This is a genomic window from Sphingomonas brevis, from assembly GCF_023516505.1.
Taxonomy (GTDB): Bacteria; Pseudomonadota; Alphaproteobacteria; order Sphingomonadales; family Sphingomonadaceae; genus Sphingomicrobium; species Sphingomicrobium breve.
The window spans coordinates 1,641,819-1,658,286 of the sequence record NZ_JAMGBB010000001.1; the positions used below are offsets into that span (position 1 = coordinate 1,641,819).

General features: G+C 63.8%; 16 protein-coding genes and 1 tRNA gene. 13 read left to right on the top strand and 4 right to left on the bottom strand.

The window, feature by feature from the left end; all coding sequences use genetic code 11:
- Position 1: 1 nt before the first annotated feature.
- From LZ518_RS08405 to LZ518_RS08425, 5 genes are all read left to right on the top strand, one after another.
- The gene (locus tag LZ518_RS08405; RefSeq protein ID WP_249915552.1) at positions 2-487 is read left to right on the top strand and encodes a PH domain-containing protein; all 486 of its coding nucleotides are present in this window, start codon (positions 2-4) and stop codon (positions 485-487) included.
- On the top strand, positions 484-1,968 hold the full coding sequence (locus tag LZ518_RS08410) for a PH domain-containing protein (RefSeq protein WP_249915553.1): 1,485 nt from the start codon (positions 484-486) through the stop codon (positions 1,966-1,968). Before LZ518_RS08405 ends, LZ518_RS08410 begins: the two co-directional genes overlap by 4 nt.
- Positions 1,965-3,719, top strand: a complete 1,755-nt coding sequence (recJ, locus tag LZ518_RS08415; protein ID WP_249915554.1) for a single-stranded-DNA-specific exonuclease RecJ — start codon at positions 1,965-1,967, stop codon at positions 3,717-3,719. Before LZ518_RS08410 ends, recJ begins: the two co-directional genes overlap by 4 nt.
- A 45-nt stretch (positions 3,720-3,764) precedes the next feature.
- Positions 3,765-3,839, top strand: a tRNA-Glu gene (locus LZ518_RS08420).
- 113 nt (positions 3,840-3,952) lie between these two features.
- Positions 3,953-4,150 carry a hypothetical protein gene (locus LZ518_RS08425; protein ID WP_249915555.1) on the top strand — a complete coding sequence of 66 codons (198 nt, stop codon included), beginning with the start codon at positions 3,953-3,955 and terminating at the stop codon, positions 4,148-4,150.
- Between the two features lie 119 nt (positions 4,151-4,269).
- On the opposite strand, the gene LZ518_RS08430 is transcribed toward LZ518_RS08425, so the two are convergent.
- Positions 4,270-4,575 carry a hypothetical protein gene (locus tag LZ518_RS08430; RefSeq protein ID WP_249915556.1) on the bottom strand — a complete coding sequence of 102 codons (306 nt, stop codon included), beginning with the start codon at positions 4,573-4,575 and terminating at the stop codon, positions 4,270-4,272.
- 406 nt (positions 4,576-4,981) lie between these two features.
- Here LZ518_RS08430 and LZ518_RS08435 point away from each other — a divergent pair, with 406 nt between their 5' ends.
- The 7 genes from LZ518_RS08435 (at position 4,982) to LZ518_RS08465 (ending at position 14,738) form a co-directional block, all read left to right on the top strand.
- The gene (locus LZ518_RS08435) at positions 4,982-5,215 is read left to right on the top strand and encodes a helix-turn-helix domain-containing protein (protein ID WP_249915557.1); all 234 of its coding nucleotides are present in this window, start codon (positions 4,982-4,984) and stop codon (positions 5,213-5,215) included.
- Positions 5,216-5,356: 141 nt separating this feature from the next.
- Positions 5,357-5,878, top strand: a complete 522-nt coding sequence (locus LZ518_RS08440) for a hypothetical protein (RefSeq protein WP_249915558.1) — start codon at positions 5,357-5,359, stop codon at positions 5,876-5,878.
- Positions 5,879-5,896: 18 nt separating this feature from the next.
- On the top strand, positions 5,897-7,996 hold the full coding sequence (locus tag LZ518_RS08445; RefSeq protein WP_249915559.1) for an AAA family ATPase: 2,100 nt from the start codon (positions 5,897-5,899) through the stop codon (positions 7,994-7,996).
- Between the two features lie 109 nt (positions 7,997-8,105).
- Positions 8,106-8,330 carry a hypothetical protein gene (locus tag LZ518_RS08450; protein ID WP_249915560.1) on the top strand — a complete coding sequence of 75 codons (225 nt, stop codon included), beginning with the start codon at positions 8,106-8,108 and terminating at the stop codon, positions 8,328-8,330.
- Between the two features lie 264 nt (positions 8,331-8,594).
- Positions 8,595-9,227, top strand: coding sequence for a hypothetical protein (locus tag LZ518_RS08455; protein ID WP_249915561.1), 633 nt, complete (start codon positions 8,595-8,597; stop codon positions 9,225-9,227).
- A 19-nt stretch (positions 9,228-9,246) separates the two neighbouring features.
- Complete coding sequence (locus tag LZ518_RS08460) at positions 9,247-10,173, top strand: hypothetical protein (protein ID WP_249915562.1); 927 nt, start codon at positions 9,247-9,249, stop codon at positions 10,171-10,173.
- A complete protein-coding gene (locus LZ518_RS08465; RefSeq protein WP_249915563.1) occupies positions 10,173-14,738 on the top strand; it encodes a M15 family metallopeptidase domain-containing protein in 4,566 nt (1,521 codons plus the stop codon). The genes LZ518_RS08460 and LZ518_RS08465 overlap by 1 nt, the downstream gene beginning before the upstream one ends.
- Before the next feature lie 11 nt (positions 14,739-14,749).
- Here the strand turns inward: LZ518_RS08465 and LZ518_RS08470 are convergent, their stop codons facing one another.
- Together LZ518_RS08470 and LZ518_RS08475 are read right to left on the bottom strand one after the other, a co-directional pair.
- Positions 14,750-15,022, bottom strand: a complete 273-nt coding sequence (locus LZ518_RS08470) for a hypothetical protein (protein WP_249915564.1) — start codon at positions 15,020-15,022, stop codon at positions 14,750-14,752.
- A complete protein-coding gene (locus LZ518_RS08475; protein ID WP_249915565.1) occupies positions 15,019-15,384 on the bottom strand; it encodes a hypothetical protein in 366 nt (121 codons plus the stop codon). The genes LZ518_RS08470 and LZ518_RS08475 overlap by 4 nt, the downstream gene beginning before the upstream one ends.
- Before the next feature lie 395 nt (positions 15,385-15,779).
- Between LZ518_RS08475 and LZ518_RS13615 the strand changes: the two genes are divergently transcribed.
- The gene (locus LZ518_RS13615) at positions 15,780-16,280 is read left to right on the top strand and encodes a Fic family protein (protein ID WP_431358233.1); all 501 of its coding nucleotides are present in this window, start codon (positions 15,780-15,782) and stop codon (positions 16,278-16,280) included.
- Here the strand turns inward: LZ518_RS13615 and LZ518_RS08480 are convergent.
- Positions 16,277-16,459 carry a hypothetical protein gene (locus LZ518_RS08480; RefSeq protein ID WP_249915566.1) on the bottom strand — a complete coding sequence of 61 codons (183 nt, stop codon included), beginning with the start codon at positions 16,457-16,459 and terminating at the stop codon, positions 16,277-16,279. The genes LZ518_RS13615 and LZ518_RS08480 overlap by 4 nt on opposite strands.
- Between the last annotated feature and the right edge of the window lie 9 nt (positions 16,460-16,468).

The window sequence follows — 16,468 nt, forward strand, 5'->3', positions numbered from 1 at the left end:
CATGACAGCCCTTGCCATTCCGGCCGACCTGCAGCCGGTAGAACCAGCCTATCGCAGCGCCCTAAGAGTAAGGGCGGCAATATTTTGGGTCCCGGTATTCATTGCATCGCTGGTGGTCGATCGGAATTTCCTGGCGATCACATCATTTGCAGGCTTGCTTCCGGCACTCGCAGTTGCGGTTGGACTGAGTGCGATCATCGTGGCGCCCGACCGGATCTATCGCCGCCTTGGCTATGCGATGGATGGGCGGCGACTTCGTACCGTTCGCGGCTGGCTGTTCCACACCGACACCGTCGTCCCATTCGTCCGCGTCCAGCATATCGACGTGACCCGCGGGCCGGTCGACAAGCTGTTCGGAACGGCCAGCCTGGTCGTCCACACCGCCGGCACGCACAATAGCGTCGTCGTCCTGCCTGGCCTGTCGCCGGAGCGGGCAGCCGAGATCCGCGAAGCGATTCGTTCCGAAATTCGCGCTGACGCCGAATGAGCGAGGCGATCGCCCTAGGCACATCACATGACGGGCTCGGCCCGGCCGAGCGGCTCCATCCGCTCTACCTGCTTACCGGGCTCGGGCGGTCATTGCGGGGCGCCTGGGGCATGCTGGCACTCGGCGCCTTGTTCGCCAGCCAGGGACGTTGGTGGGCCCTGATTATGATGACCGTGCTGTTCGGGGCCTTTTCAATTGGCGCGCTTTATCTGCGCTGGCTCAAGCTCGAATATCGCGTCGGGGACCATGAAATTCGAATCGACAGCGGTTTTCTCAATCGCACCAGCCGGGCGATTCCGTTCGACCGGATAACCGACGTCGACCTGGAGCAAGATCCTGTCCAGCGGCTGTTCGGCCTCGCCCGCGTCAAGCTTGAGACTGGCGCGTCCGCCGGCAGCAAGGAGGAGGAAGGAGTCCTTCACACCATTGCGCTGGAACGGGCCGAGGCATTGCGCGAGCATATCCGGGCGCGCCGCGGGTTCGCGGGACCCCACGCGGCCACTCGCCCGGCGACGGAACCGCGAGCGATATATGCGATGAACTCCCGCAGGATCCTCATCGCTGGGCTTTTCAACTTTTCCCTGGCGGTCATCGCAGGCCTGTTCGGCCTCACCCAGACGATGGGCGATGCGCTGGGATTCGACCCGTTCGAACCGCGATTCTGGACCGACCTGCTTGCTCGATCGAGCCCGTTGCAAAATTTGGTGATGGCGCACCAGATGATTGCCGTCATCGGTGGCTCGCTGCTGCTGATCCTGCTCGGGGTCGGCACCGGGCTGGTCCGCACCACGTTGCGCGAGCATGGCTTCCGGCTCGACCGGACCGAGACGGGCTTTCGCCGGCGCCGGGGCCTGCTGACCCTTACCGATGTCTCGATACCCGCGAAGCGGGCGCAAGCGGCAATCCTCGCCAATGGTCCGGTTCGGCAACACTTCGGCTGGTGGGTCCTGAAATTGCAGAGCCTCGCCCAGGACGGCGGTAGGGGCGATCATGTGGTTGCACCCCTCGCCGACGACGGCGAAGCGGCATCAATCCTTGATTCCCTCGGCTGGCCGATCGTGCCGACCACAGGAACATGGCGGACCGTGTCCAAGGCCTATGTCAATTCTCATTTGATTGCGCTGGTGCCGGTGGCCATTGCGACGGTCGCGACCTTGATCGCGCTTGGGCCCATCGGATTGCTTGGCATAGCGGTCGGCGCGGCCATGATCGCGATGCGCTGGCTGGCGTGGAGACGGACGCGCTATGCGCTGGACCACGGCTCGCTGTTTGTCGAAACAGGCTGGTGGCGACATCGTCGCAACATCGTGCCCACGCGCAAAATCCAGAGCGTCGACCTGACCGAGAGCTGGTGGAGCCGCCTGTTCGGAATTTGCACGCTGCGGCTTGGCGTCGCCGGCGGGAGCGGCTTTGCCGATCATCACGTACCGGCACTTGCGCGCCCCGCGGCAGAAGCGCTGCGCGCCGAGCTTCTGGCATGACCGAAATGTTTGCCTGCGGCGTCGAGCGGAGCCTGACCGGCCAGCCGTGGCGCTGGCGGCGTGCTGGCGGTGACGATCTCGGCCGCGATCTCACCGACCAGCTGCTTCTGGGGCGCGGCATAGAAGAGGCAGACCTCGCCCGCCATCGCGCGCCGACCATCCGCGACTTCCTGCCCGACCCGTCATCGTTCCAGGACATGGACAAGGCGGCCGCTCGAATCGCCGACGCGATCGAAGGAGGCGAGGCCATTGCCATCTTCGGCGACTATGATGTCGATGGAGCGACCTCGGCGGCGCTTCTCACCCTTTTGCTTCGCCGGCTGGGGGTCGAGCCGATGATCTATATCCCGGACCGGCTGATGGAAGGCTATGGCCCGTCGGGTGCTGCCCTGGTCGAGCTGAAGCGGCGCGGGGCCAGCCTGGCGATCACCGTCGACTGCGGAGCGCAGGCCTTTGACGCGCTTCAGGAAGCGGCCGATGTTGGCCTTGAGGTGATCGTTTGCGATCATCACCAATGTGCGACCCTGCTGCCGACGGCACATGCGCTAATCAACCCCAACCGACTCGATGAAAGCGAGATCGGCGCCGCGCACGGCCATGTCGCTGCGGTCGGCATGGCGTTCCTGCTCGGCGTCGCCTTGCTTCGTGAGCTTCGCAGCCGCGGCCGCTTTGACAGCCAGCCAGAACCAAAAATCATCGATCTGCTCGACATCGTCGCACTCGGAACCGTGGCGGACGTCGCGCGGCTGAAGACGCTCAACCGCGCCTTCGTGACCCAAGGCCTCAAGGTGATGGCCGAGCGGCGCAACATCGGTCTCAACGCCCTGGCCGAGGCCGCCCGGCTGGTGAAGCCGCCGACCGCGCGCGATCTCGGTTTCGCATTGGGTCCACGGATCAACGCCGGCGGCCGCGTCGGCAAGTCCGACCTTGGCGTCCGTCTCCTGACGTCGACCGACCTTGAAGAAGCACGGGCCATCGCCGCCGAGCTCGACAGGTTGAACGAGGAGCGGCGGGCAATTGAGATGCTGGTTGCAGAGCAAGCCGGCGAAGCGGCCGGCGCTCAGTCGGGCGGCCCGCTGGTTCTGGTCTCGGGGCGCGGCTGGCACCCTGGCGTGATCGGCATCGTTGCCAGCCGGTTGAAGGAGCGATTCGGCTACCCCGCCATCGTCATCGCCGAGGAGGAGGACGGTACAGGCAAGGGCTCGGGCCGCTCGATCTCCGGAGTCGATCTTGGAGCCGCGGTTCTTGCAGCGAAGGATAGTGGCCTGCTGCTCGCGGGGGGCGGACATGCCATGGCGGCGGGGCTGACGGTGGCGCCTGGCGGTATCGAGCCACTGCGAACCTTCTTGGCCGAGCGAATGGCCGCGGATGTCGAAGCTGCCCGCGGCGGACGTGCGCTGTTGCTGGACGCGCTGCTGGCCCCAGGTGGCGTCGCGGCGAGCCTGTGCGACGCGCTCGATGCCGCCGGTCCCTATGGCGCCGGTTGGCCAGCCCCCCGTGTCGCAGCCGGGCCCGCGCGGCTGATGCGGCCAGGGATTGTCGGCAATGGCCATGTCCGGGCAATTGCCGTCGGCGATGACGGCAAGTCGTTCAAGCTGATCGCCTTCCGCGCCGCGGAAACAGAGCTTGGCCAGGCACTGCTGGCGTCGCCGGCCGACAAGCGCTGGTGGCTGGCCGGGACGATCAAGCGCGACGAATGGAACGGCGGCAATGCGGCGGAAATGCACCTGGAGGATGCCGCTGCGGCTTGACCGAATCTGGAGCATCGCCTAGGCGCGCCACGCACCACGTCATGTGGCCCCTTCGTCTAGCGGTTAGGACGCGGCCCTTTCACGGCTGAAACACGGGTTCGATTCCCGTAGGGGTCACCAGTGTTTTCAATGACTTAGCGGTGCTCCCGCAAAACTTCCCCCTCAATCTCCCTAATAAGCGGGTCTGAAACAGGCCGGTTGCCGGTCGACCGATTGCCGGTAAGCTGCCGGGCGTGGCGACGTTGCTCGACATTGCGAACAAGCTGGCTGATCCCAAGCTGAAGGCGGCATGCGAGCGCATCATCGCTCACCCTCTCGCGTTCCCTGAGGCAAAGGCCACGGCGCGGTCGATTCTCGTAATGATCGACAAGGAAGCGAAGCGGCGGCAGAAAGCCTCGACGCTACCGGACGACAGACGTGGCAGCGCTTAAAGACCGGGACGGCTCCCCCGACCGCGAGGCAGTTGGAACCCGCTTCGGTCGCTGCTAGTGCAGATAGGTCGCCCGGACAAAACCGGTACGCCACCCCAGCGGGTTCCATCATTTGAATATCAGACTTGGGATGCCTCAAGCAAGGCGCGGAGGGCGGTCGGCGCTTCGCATAGCGGCACTAGCATCTGAACGCCGTTGAGCGGGTGAAGGACAACCAGCGCGTCGACGTCATACTGCCGCCGGTGTAGGCGATCTATCCTAGCCTGAAGGCGATCTAGGCGCTTTACCCAGCCCTTCCGGTCATCGGTCACAAGCAGCTCGCGGCCAATGGTTTCGGCCTCGTCAATCGCCCTGGACCAATACAACTCGCGCTGCCGAGGCGGGGTGCTGGGCTCTCTCACGGTGAGCGTCATATCGGTGTTCATGGGGTGGTCTCCTTTTGCGTGGAGCCGTCGAACTATCGCCCTCGATTACTGTCTGTCACCAGTGAAGATTGCGACAGACAACAACCGACAAATCAGCCCCCCCCTTCCCCGGTCACGCGGCGGTTGACCCCCCGCCACCACCCCAGCGCCGTGCCGCGCGGGCGTATCGGACCCCCGCTCTAATTTTTTTTCGCGCAAGTGTGTCTCCGACAACTTGTAGTCGAGCGCACAAATCATCCCGCGCTTTTCAGCCAATCTCGCCTTCCGCGTTCCTACAGATTGTCGGCATTACTTAGTCATTTCAGTCGCTTGACTGTAAAATTTAGTATTGATTGCCGAGTCCGCCCGCATATTTGCTGTTCATAACAAACGCACACAAACACCAGCAAACGGGGGTTGGCGAACGATGATGATTGAAACGAATCCGGTGGAGCAGCTGGCTTTCAGGATAGAAGATACCTGCCGGATGCTGGGGATTAGCCGGTTCACGCTTTACGCTGAGATTAACGCGGGCCGCTTGTTTCCGTGCAAGGTCGGCAGGCGCACGCTGTTCACTCGAACTGAAATGGAGCGTTGGCTGAGGGCGGCGCAGGGGACGGTAATCGATCCGCGCCCCCTCTCTGTCGGCGCGGTGTCGTAATGGAGCGCCTGATGCGGCGGGCGGCTCCCCGGTTTCATACGTGGCTCAGGCAGCGGCGGATCAGGGCTGCGTGGAGGCGGCTAGCCTTTTTGCGGGTCGATGTGCGCGCGGCTCAAGCCACGTACGAGCGGCTGGTGTCCAATGTCTGACGCGGCGCAGACGGCCAAGGCGGTCGAGCGGGCTCGTGAGATTGCGGCTGAGGCGTCACGGGAGTTCGACAGCGCGAGAGCTGATTGGCTGGCTGCGCGTGGCGAAGTTCGCGAGGTAGCGGCGGGCATCCAGGCTAATGATTTGGCCGAGCGGGTGCTGCTCTTTGTGCAGCGTAAGTTTGCCAACGGCTTCGACTTTTCGACGCAGCAAGCAACGACGGCTTCGCTTGATGCGGACTTTGCGGAAGCGAGCGATCCGACTGACGTGGCGGTTGCGATTGCGTTCACGGCTGGGTTGGTAGCGCTGTCGCGTCCTGAGGGTTTGGCGCTCGCGATCAGCGACGCGGCCAAGGCGAGGGCGGCGATGTTGCCGACCGGGGACTATGCCGAGCGGATTGAGCGGGCGGCGCGGCAACGCATGAGCGAGGCCGGGCAATTCAGGCGGAACGCGGCGAAGCTGTTGCGGACGGTGGAGGCGTACGCGGCCAAGGGCGGCGGCCCGGCTGCTGAGTGATTGAGGGGGTGCGGGGACATGACTGACATTGATGAAGTGACGAATTCGCGCGAGGCGCGTCGGCTTGCGGTTGGATTGAAAAGCAAGGCGCAGCGCGCCGAGGGCGTGGTTCATGCCGCGCAAAAGGCGGTTGCCAATGCGGAGCGCATAGCTGGCAATCTGGCTGGGGAAGCTGAGGAAATCCCGGCGCTGCGAGCCGCGGCTAAAGCCAAGGTCGACGCGTTCGAGGCGGCGGCCAATGTGACGGTGCCTGATGTGCTCGTTGCCGAGGCCGACACGCGCAATCGGGACACGGTTCTGGCTAAGGCGTTTCAGTATGCGGTGCAGGGCCATGATCCTGTCGAGATTGCCGAGCAAGTGACGGCGCATCTGCAGCAGAGCGACGCGCTGTGGCCGGATGACGACTTGCCGGAAGCGATGCAACGCGAAGCCGAAGGTGATGCTGAAGGCTCGTTCCGCGATTTCCTCAGGGCTCGCATAGCAGCGGCGTGGGAACGGCTCGGGGCGATCCGGGACGAAGCGGCCAAGGCTCTGCCGGTCAAGCAACAGGCAGAGAGCGGGCTGAAGGATGCAAAGCGCGAGCTTGAGCGGATCGAGGCTCGCGCGGCCTATTTACCGGAGGCGATTGCCGAGTGGGACGGCAAGGTTGTCGAGGCGCGCGCGGTACATGTTGCTGAGGTCGAAGCCTTCGAGGCAGCCCAAGCGGCGCACGAGGCGATGCTTGCCAAGGCGGAAGAATTGAAAGCTCAGGAAGTCGCTGAAGCTGCGCCGTTCGTCGATCGGTTCAAGGTGTTCCGCGTCTCGCTTGACGATGGGCTGGAGCGTGCCGACTTCGACGCGCTTTCCCGGATTGGTGTGTTGGCTGGCTGGCTGGTTGTCGACGGCGACGTTGAATTCCCGCTGCTAAACCGGGATCAGGGCGCTCCTGCCGCGCCGTCGTTGGGCTTGTTGCCGGGCGAATGGGACGCTTCGGTTGTATGGTTGGAACCGGGCGACCTGGCCGAGTGCTATGCTGACTTGGTGCAAACCGGCGAGAGCTTGGCCGTTTTGGTGGCGCGTATCGCGGTCCCGGCTGAGACAATGGAGCGGCGGCTTTCGCGGCTAGCGAACGTCGGTCATCGGCTGGATTTGTTTCCGATGGTGTTCGCGCCTGAGGAAGTTGACCGGAGCGGCTCGCGCTATGCTGTCGAGGGGATGCTGCCATTTGGCGCGCTGGCGATGCTGGCCGGCGAGGGCGGTGTTGGCAAAACGAGCGCGGCCCATGCGCTGCTCATGGCGGCTGGATCGTCGACCGGCCCTAAGGAATTCCTTGGGCAGCTGGTGACCGGGACCTATCCGGTTGCGCTGATTACGGGCGAGGAAAGTGAGGAAGAAATCGCGGATCGGCAAGCCGCGTTCGGCGGGACGTGGGGCGAGCCGAATTTGAAGCTCAGGGCTGGCAGCGGTCCCGCGTTCTACAAGAGTGCGCTAGCCGCATTTGAAGAGCTGGACGAATACGGCGTCCTGGTCGTCGACAGCGTGACGTCGCTTGCTGGCGGCAGTCACATTGACGGCGCGGAAGTCGCTCGATTCCTTCAACCCCTCAAGGACTTTGCACAGCGGAAAAAGTGGGCGGTGTTGGTGCTGCACCATTTCAGCCAAGGACGCGGCGCGCTGCTCGACCGCATTTCCGGCTCTCGCGCTTTCATCAATCTGCCGCGCATGGTCATGGCGCTTGAAGCGATGCGCGATGGTCGCCGCAAGGTGACGACGGTGAAGCACAATCTTCTCCCCGGCCAAGTGTGGTTGCCAAAGGATCAGAGCCGGTTGTTCTCTACCGATGACGCCACGCTGAGGCTCATGCCGATTGAGGACGCGGCGGTTGCGAACGACGAAGGCGAGGCGGACATTGAGCCGCGCGTCCTGGCCGCGATTGCCCGGGTTACCGGTGAGGGTGTCCGCGTCAACAAGAGCGGCAAGAGCGGCCTTCACAAGCTGAACGCGCCTGAAGTCGCGGGTATCGGTCGCAACGCGCTCGAAGCGGCCATTGGCGGCCTGATAGATGACGGCGAGCTTGCCGTTACTGGCAACGGCCTGTTCGTCGTCCGGCCGGAAGGCGGTGAAGCCGAGGCGGCCTGACTGTTAGAAATTGTGGGGAGCGGTGGCAGCGACCGCTTCCCTGCAAGCCCGGCATTATGTTAAGCCGCGGCCCTTCCCCGTCGCTGCACCAAAAGGAGCAAATCGCCCCATGCCCAAAACCGCAACTCGCGAAGTCAACAACGACCCTTGCCGTCCGCTGAATGTTCCCCGGTATCATGGGCAAAAAGCCCTTCACTCGATTGCTTATATTGAGGGCGAGACGTACTTGGAATCGCTGTCGCGCTGGGCGAAGTCGGCACCGGCCAATGTGCTGCCGATCTTCAGCGTCAACCATCACCTGAAGCCCGGCGAAACCAAGACCATTTATGCCTAAGGTCTGACTGCCAATCGATCGATTGAGGGGGTGCTGCGAAGCGCCCCCTTTTTCTTTGCCAAGTGTGCGGCGGACGGTCGATTTAGTCGTGACGGAAGTATCGGGATTCGTATGACATTTCCCTGAGGGGGATGCGAAGCGGCTTGGCCCCTCGACATGAGAGGGGGTTAGCCTATGTGCCTTCCGGCATTAGCAATCGGGGCGATTCTCGCGGCGGCGGGAACCGGCGCGTCCATGCTTGGACAGCGCAAGGCCGACAGCGCCATGAAACACACATTCAACGCGGAACGTCGCCGTCAAAAGGCGTTCGATGCCGAGCAACAGGGCCGGTTCGAGGATAGTCTTAACTCGGCTGGCGACTTGACGAACGCTGACGCGATAGACGCGGCAGCTGCGGCTAACACGGCGGCTCTCAATGATGTGGCGGTATCTGCGGCTCCGGCGGCAGAGGGTTACTTGCCTGGCTCGTCCAACGCGCCGTCCATTGTGGCCGATGCTGCGGCCAAGGCTGGTGCGACGGCTGACAATCGCACCGCTGCTTTTGCTACCGCTCTTGGTCGCTTGGGCGGCACCACGGATCAGATGCTTCGCAACAGTATTCGCACGGCTCGCAACGCTCAGGAAGTCGACCGGATTAGCAGCTTCAGGCGCGGCTCGATGGGTGTGCTGGACGCTGAAATGCAAGCGGCGGCTCAAAAGGGACGAACCCTCAAAGGGCTCGGCTCGCTGATGCAGCAAGCCGGTATGGCGGCAATTAGCGGCGGCCTTGGCAGCGGCGCAGCTGGCGCGGGAGCGGCGGCTGGCGGCGGCACGGCGGGGACGGCGGCTGGGTTCGGCAGCGCAATCGGCGCGAACGGCAGCAGCATGTTCCAGCGCCTACTCCCGTTGGTGCGCTAATCGAGAGGGGGACGGACACATGATGCGATCAAGTCAGTATTACGCCGGGGACAGCGGCAATCAGGAAATGTTGGGCAACCTTGGCTCCGTCATTGGCGAGCTCGTTTTTGGCGGCCCGGCTCGTCAACAGGCTCGCGAGGATGCCGAGCTGAAGCGCCGGTACATGCAAAGCCAGATTGGCACCAATGAAGCCAGCACAGCCGATAGGCAGCTACGGACGGCGCAGCGGCAAGCGTTGATCGATGCCAACAGCGCTGCCTTCGACATGATGACCGAGGGTAATCCCAATTACGTCGCCTATGTCGACCCCACTAGGCCGCAAGAGCCCGCGCCGGGCGTTGATCCTTTGGCGGCTTTGCCAGTGCCGCAGAAAATGAGTCCGCTTGCGCAGCTCGTTTCCGGCATGAACGCGGCGCAGCGTCTTGCCTATGGCAACGCTCTGCATGCGGCGGCTGCGAATGAGGCGATCAACGCGCAAGACGTCGGCTCTGCTCCGCTCGTCCTGGGCGGGACGATTGCCGACATGATGCGCGGCGCGACCTATGCCGGTCATATCCCGACGCAGGATTCGGCCTTCACTCCTGAGCAAGCCGACGACATTCGCCAACAGGACTATGACAACGAATTGAGCAAGGCTCGCATCGGCGCTGACGCGCGGCGCTACGGGGCCGACCGGGGTTATGAAGGCCGCGTCTATGCAGCTGACACATCGGCTGCGAACAATCGGCGCACTACGGAGACGTCGGCTGCGAACAACGCGGCCACCAATGCGACGACGCGCGGCGGCTACAGCTATCAGCACGGCGGCAGCGACGGGAAGGCGCGGCCCGGCTCGCGCCCCGCTCCGGCGGTGGCTGCTTCCGGCGGCTATCCTGAGGGCATGGTGATTAAGAACCCGCAAGGCGTCCGTATGGTTCGCCGTGGCGGTCAGTGGGTGCGCCTCTAATGTTCCGCGATCTTCCCGCTGGCTTTGAAGTCGAGAGCCTTCCTGAAGGCTTTGAGATTGAAGTTCCCCCGACCGCATCCGGGGGCGTCCCTGGCCCGGCTGCTGCACCTTACCAATCCTCTCAATCCGGTGGTGCGGTGGCCGGGTCAACCTTCGATCCGGGTGGTTTCTTCGCGAACGCGGGGGTCACGGTCACGAGCGGCTATCGGACGGCAGAGCATCAGGCTGACATGCGGCGACAGGGGTACACGCCAGCGCCTAACAGCCTTCACCTAGAGGGGGATGCTGTCGACCTAGTGCCGAGTGAGGGTCAAAGCTGGGGCGACGTTCGCAAGGCGGCTCGCCACGCTGTCGAGCAATGGGGCAACGGCGCGAAGCTGATCGACGAAACCGGCACAGCGAAACCGCACGTTCACGTCCAGCTTCCCGGCTGGGGCGGCGCTCCCGGCGCGCCCGTTGTCTCCGATGGTTTGCCGGAAGGCTTTGAAATCGAGGCGTTGCCGGAAGGCTTTGAGGCTGAGGCTCCGTCTGCTGCGATCCCTGCGCCGGCCAACGTGGCTGTCGCGGCCGATCCGGCTCCCCAGCCGCCAACGGAAGGCGTCGGCATAGCTCCGACTATCAACCGGATTGCTGGGGCCATTACCGGCGACGGCGGCCCAGCTGTCCAGGTCACCGACAACCGGGAAGCGATTGGCGGCTTCGCCGACGAGTTGCCGGAAGGGGTGCGCCAAAAGCTAACCAACGAACAGCTGGGGCAATGGGTCGCGCTCGCCAAGTCAAAGCCGTCGGCGCAACAAATCACTGATCTGTTCGGCTCGTTCGGTTTCGACGTCGCCAACGCGGCAGACGTTGCCGACAGCATTAGCAAGAGCGGCCAAGTTGGCAGCGATGTGGTCTATAAGTTGCCGGTGCCGAAAGCGAACGCGGACGGCGCAACAGGCGCGGCGCTTCGCGGCTTCGCTGATCCGGTTAACTTCCTTGATGAAGCCGGGGGTGTGGTCGACGCATTGGGCGGCACCGACGGTCGCGAGAGCGTTTGGAATAGCGAGCGCTCCTTTGGTGATATTCTTGACAGCAACATCGATCTGAACCGGGGCATCCTCGCAGCCGACGAGCGCGATCATCCGTACATGCGGCTGGGTGGACAGCTGGTGTCGGGCTTGGCGTTGCCGGGCGGCGCAGCGGTCAAAGCTGAGGAAGGCTTGGCGGCGGCGGTGAAGGCCGGCGCGAAGGCCGGTGCTATTGAAGGCGCGGTTGCCGGTGAAGGCGCTGGCGAGGGTGGCGCGATCGATCGATTGCCGAGCGCTGCGGTTGGCGGTGTCGGCGGGGCTGCTGTCGGCGGTACGTTCGGCGGCGTCATCAACGTCGGCGGCTCCCTGTATCGCAAGCTCACGAAGGCCGAGGCCGACGCGCTGGGCTCGGTCGCTGATGACGTCGTGGAGCAATCGACTCCCCAGCCGCCGGAAACGGGGGCTACAGCGCGTCGCGGTGTCGAGCCGGGCGCGGATAAGCCAACGGCTGCAAACGACGCTGTGGCGAGTCCTGATCGCGAGCCTCGTGCGGCAATGGCTGTCGAGGGCGACAAGGCTCCCGAGATTAGCGAGCCGGTTCGGACTGTTCGACCGGGCGACGACGCGGTGCCGGTAGCCGAGGCCGCGCGCCCTGCTGAAGTGCGGGAAGCGGTCAAAGACCTGAAGCCGGGTGACGTGCTGGCGAAGCCGTCGAACCGGGTCGAGACGCTAGCAGAGGCGGAGGCGGCCCAGCCGTCGCGCTTTGAAAAGGTCGAGGCTCCCGACGAGAACGAGACGCTAACGACGCGCAAGGTATCGACGCCAACCGGGGCGCGCAATCAACGCGGGCCGCTCGACCTCGTGGGCTTCCTGCGCTCCAAGGGCGGCGTCCAGGACGAAGGCGGCGAGCTTCGTCACCTTGGCATCACGAACAAGCCACGCAAGGGCGAGGACTTCGCCGGGGGCGAGGGCTTCCTTGGTGGATTGGTGAAGCGCGACGGCATGACGCTGGACGACGCGGCAGAGCTAGCATGGGAAGCCGGGTACTTCCCGGATCATGCCGAGCGGCCAACGGTTGCTGAATTCCTCGATGCGCTGGAAGAGACGCATAGCGGGCGCGCTCGCCGGTTCCACCCCGACGACATGGAAGAAGTCGCCACGCACGAAGCGACGCGCGACGAGCGCTACCTTGTTGAGCAAGCCGAGCAAGCGGGTATGCCGTTGGCTACCGAGCGCGGCTCTCCGGCGACTGAGGCCGACCTGGCTGCGAACCAACCGCCGGTCGAAGCCTATGAGAACGAAGCGGCCAAGGTGCTGAAGGTCGCGAATGTCCGCATGGATAAGATCGAAAGCGCCGACGACATTGGGCAAGCGGTCAAGGCGATCCACGAGGCGAGCGGGCCGAGCCCGTCACGTCGCCCGGTTGGTCACGAGGAAACCGCCGAGCTTGCGGAGGCGATGGGCTTCACGCCTGACGACTTCCTGAAGCGTCGCGGCGGCAAGCCGCTATCCCATGTCGAGGCGTACGGGCTTCGCAATCTCCACGCGGCCTCGCTCGAACAGACGATTGCACTGGCGAAGAAGGCTCAGGGTGGCAGCGACGCGGACAAGGCCGCGTTCCTGAAGTCGTTGCAACAGACGGCGGCCCTTCAGGATCATGCCATTGGCGCGGCGGCTGAGGCCGGTCGCGCGCTCTCGCAGTACCGGATGCTGGCGAAGGCGAGCGCTGGAAGCCGGGAAGCCGTTGCCGAGCTATTGAGCCGGAGCGGCGGGCATGGGCGCATCGACGTCTTGGCGGGCCAGTTGGTCGAGATTGCGGCCAATGGCGACAAGGCCAAGGTAGCGAAGGCGGTCAAAGCCGCGGCGGCTCCACGGCTCCGCGACAAGTTCAACGAATATTACATCAACGCGCTGCTCTCCGGCCCGAGAACCCATGTGGTCAACTTCTTCTCGAACGCGGTGACGCAAGCGACACAGATCCCCGAAACGATTGTGGCGGCGGGTGTCGGCGCGGTTCGGACGACTGCTCGCAAGCTCGCGGGCAAGGAAGCTGGCGACCGGGTTTATGCTGGCGAGATAAGCGCTCGCACGGTCGGCACGTTGCAAGGCTTCACGGCTGGCTTGAAGGCAGCTGGCCGGGCTCTGCGCACCGGCGAGACGTCGGACGGCTCCGGCAAGACTGAGGCGGCCATTGAGGGCGCTATCAGGGGAACCAAGGGCAAGGTCATCAGGGTGCCGACGCGGCTCCTGTCGGCGTCGGACGAATTCTTTAAGTCGATGGCCTATAGCGGCGAAGTCGCGTCGCGGGCCGTGCGGCTGGCGAAGAATGAATGGCTGAAGGGCGATGCTCTGAAGCGGCGTATTGTCGAGCTTACCGACAACCCGCCGGAAGGGGTCGTTGAAGCGGCGGCTGAACATGCGCGCTACGTGACGTTCCAGCGTCGGCTTCAGCCTGGCATGGCCGCGCTGTCCCGGTGGGTGAATGAAACGCCAGCGGCTAAGCTGTTCCTGCCGTTCCTCAAGACTCCGGTGAACCTCGTCAAATTTGCTGGCGAGCGCTCCCCGGCTGCGCCGTTGGTCAAGGAATGGCGAGCCGACTTGTTGGCCGGCGGCGCTCGTGCGGATCAGGCGATTGCCCGGTTCATGGTCGGCAATTCGGTGCTGGCCGGGACGTGGGCCTATGCCAAGGACGGCATGATTACCGGCGGCGGTCCAGCTGATGAAAAGGCGCGCAAGGCGCTTCAGGCGGACGGCTGGCAACCGTACAGCGTCAAGGTCGGCGGCAAGTATTACAGCTATGCCCGGCTCGATCCGCTCACGACTATCCCCGGCATGGTCGCGGACTTCGTGGAAAAGCAGTCGGCCATGACGGATCGGCAGCGCGAGCAGTACGCTTGGACAATGCTGGGTTCGGTCATCAGCAATCTTGGTGACGAGACGTGGCTTCAGGGCTTGGCCGACATGGGCGAGATTCTGAGCGACCCTGAGCGCTACGGGCCACAATGGGTTCGCAAGGCCATTGCTACAATCGCGGTGCCGCAAGGGCTGGCGCAAGTCGCCCAGGCTGTCGACGATAGCCCGCGCGAGGCGAAGAGCGTCACGGATGCGATCAGGGCGAGAGTGCCGGGCGCGGCGGACGACTTGCCGGGCAAACTTGATGTGTGGGGTCGATCGATCGCCAAGGAAGGCAGCACGGCAGAGCGGCTTGTGTCGCCTGTCGAGCGTCGCACGGGCAAGGGCGAGGCGATCAACGCAGAAGCGGTGCGGCTGGGTCTGGGTGTCGAGAGCGAGCTTCGCAAGGCGAACGGCGGGCGGCCAACCGATCGGCAGAAGTACGACTATCGGGCCAAGGTCGGGGAGCGGCTGCCGGTGGAATTCGCCGCGATGATCGAGACGCCTGAATGGCGCGAGCTAACGGACGTGCAGAAGAACGGCTCACCTGAGGAAGCCGAGGCCGCGCGGAAGCAGCAAGTCGCTTGGTTCAAAGACCTGAAGGGCGAGATTCAGGACGACGCGAAGGCGGCGCTGGGGCTGGTAGCGGTCGACGCGGAATAGGGGAGTGGCTGTCAGCCGCTCCGGTCGCTGAAGGCGGTGTCGTAGAGGAACAGGGCGGCGGCCATGGCGACGAACGAGCCAACGGCAAGGCGCGTCCAGGCTGTCAGCATCCAGCCGTGAGCCGCGTAGAAGCCGCTCCACCATTTCGGCTTGCCGTAAAGGTCGCCCCAAAGCACGGCTGCGTTCCACGCGAACATAGTGGCTCCGAACGTGCCGGTGACCGCTTTGCCGATGATGCCGAGGTTGCGGCGCAGCTGGGTCGCGGATTGTGCTTCGTTGGTCACTTCGCGGCTCCTTGTGGGGTGCGCGGCCAATTCTTCTCAATGACCGCAGCGGTGTCGTCCACGTCCTGAGCGTGGACCCCATGGGCAACCTCGCGCAACAGGCGATAGACCTCAACGATATCGGCAACATCGGCGTCGGCGCTGATCTTCGCGGCTTCATCCGACAGCGTACCGCTCCCGGCCGGTCGGGTAGCATCCTCGCAGTAGTCGACTACGAGTTCGGCAATGTCTCTGGCTGGGTCGGCAGGGTGCCGGGCGGCGACCTCGCCAGATGCAATCGCTAGGCAGTTTTCGTAGGTGGCCGGCGTGGCGCTGACAGGCTCCCCGGCAACGGCCAAGGCAAGCGCGATTATCAATGGCATAGTGTCCGCTCCCTCTCTCGGGCTGCATGTAGGAGAGCCGAGCCACGTTGTGAATCCCCGGTCTAGTGAGTGTTCCCCGGCTCGCTCGATGCTCCAATGCCAGTGGCACAGCAGAAGGGCGCGGCCGTCGCTCTAAGCCGACGCGCTGGACGGCCTGTTTGAGGGCAACTCTGTCCACAGGCGAACCTAAGAGCCGCGCCCAAATAATGTTACGACTCGGTTGACCGGTAGAAATTTTGACCCATGGTCAAATAGGTGGAGGGCCAATGCACGTATTCGATATAGTCCCGGACGAGAATGGGCCTGTCTATCAGGAACTAACTATCTCGAATCTGTCGCGGCAGTATGGCCTTCTGCGCTCGCTCGTTGACGCTTCGGTGCAATTAAACCGACCTATGCTTTCGTTGGAGGTCATCAAGGCGCTTAACTATCACGCAATTGCCTGCCTACACTCCAGTTGCGGAGTTTGGCGGCCTTGCGAAGTTCACGTGGGAACTGGCGAAGGGGCATTCCAGCCGCCTCCATCTTGGTCCGTGCCCGGCCTAATGAACATGTTCGTGGATGAGGTGAACCGCTTCTGGGCCGAGACCGATGCGGTATATTTAGCGGCCTACGTCCTTTGGCGGCTCAATCACATACACCCGTTCGTGAACGGGAATGGACGCACCGCCAGAGTTACGTGCTTCTTTGTCCTCTGTCTCAGGGTCGGCGGGTGGATCGACATGGACACACTGCTACCCGAGCTAATCAGGGCAAACCGTGACGAATATGTCGCCGCACTCAAGCACGCGGACGCTGTCCTAGCAGCGGGCAACCCTCCCGATCTTGCGCCGCTACATTCGATGCTTAGTCGCTTGCTCGACGAACATACCGCCAATGGTGGGGATGGTGCTTAGGCTTCCAGCTTGCCTAGGACTGATTCAATCTGGTCGCGGGTAATGGTGCTGTCGCTCGGCAGCGCACCATAGATGAATGATACGCGCTGCTTGCGCAGGCGGGCCTTGGAAGCCTTTGTTTTTGTAGACGCAGCCAGCCGTGCGAGCAGCTTCGCGTCAGTCTTGATCTCAGTAGGCATGGCCAGAAT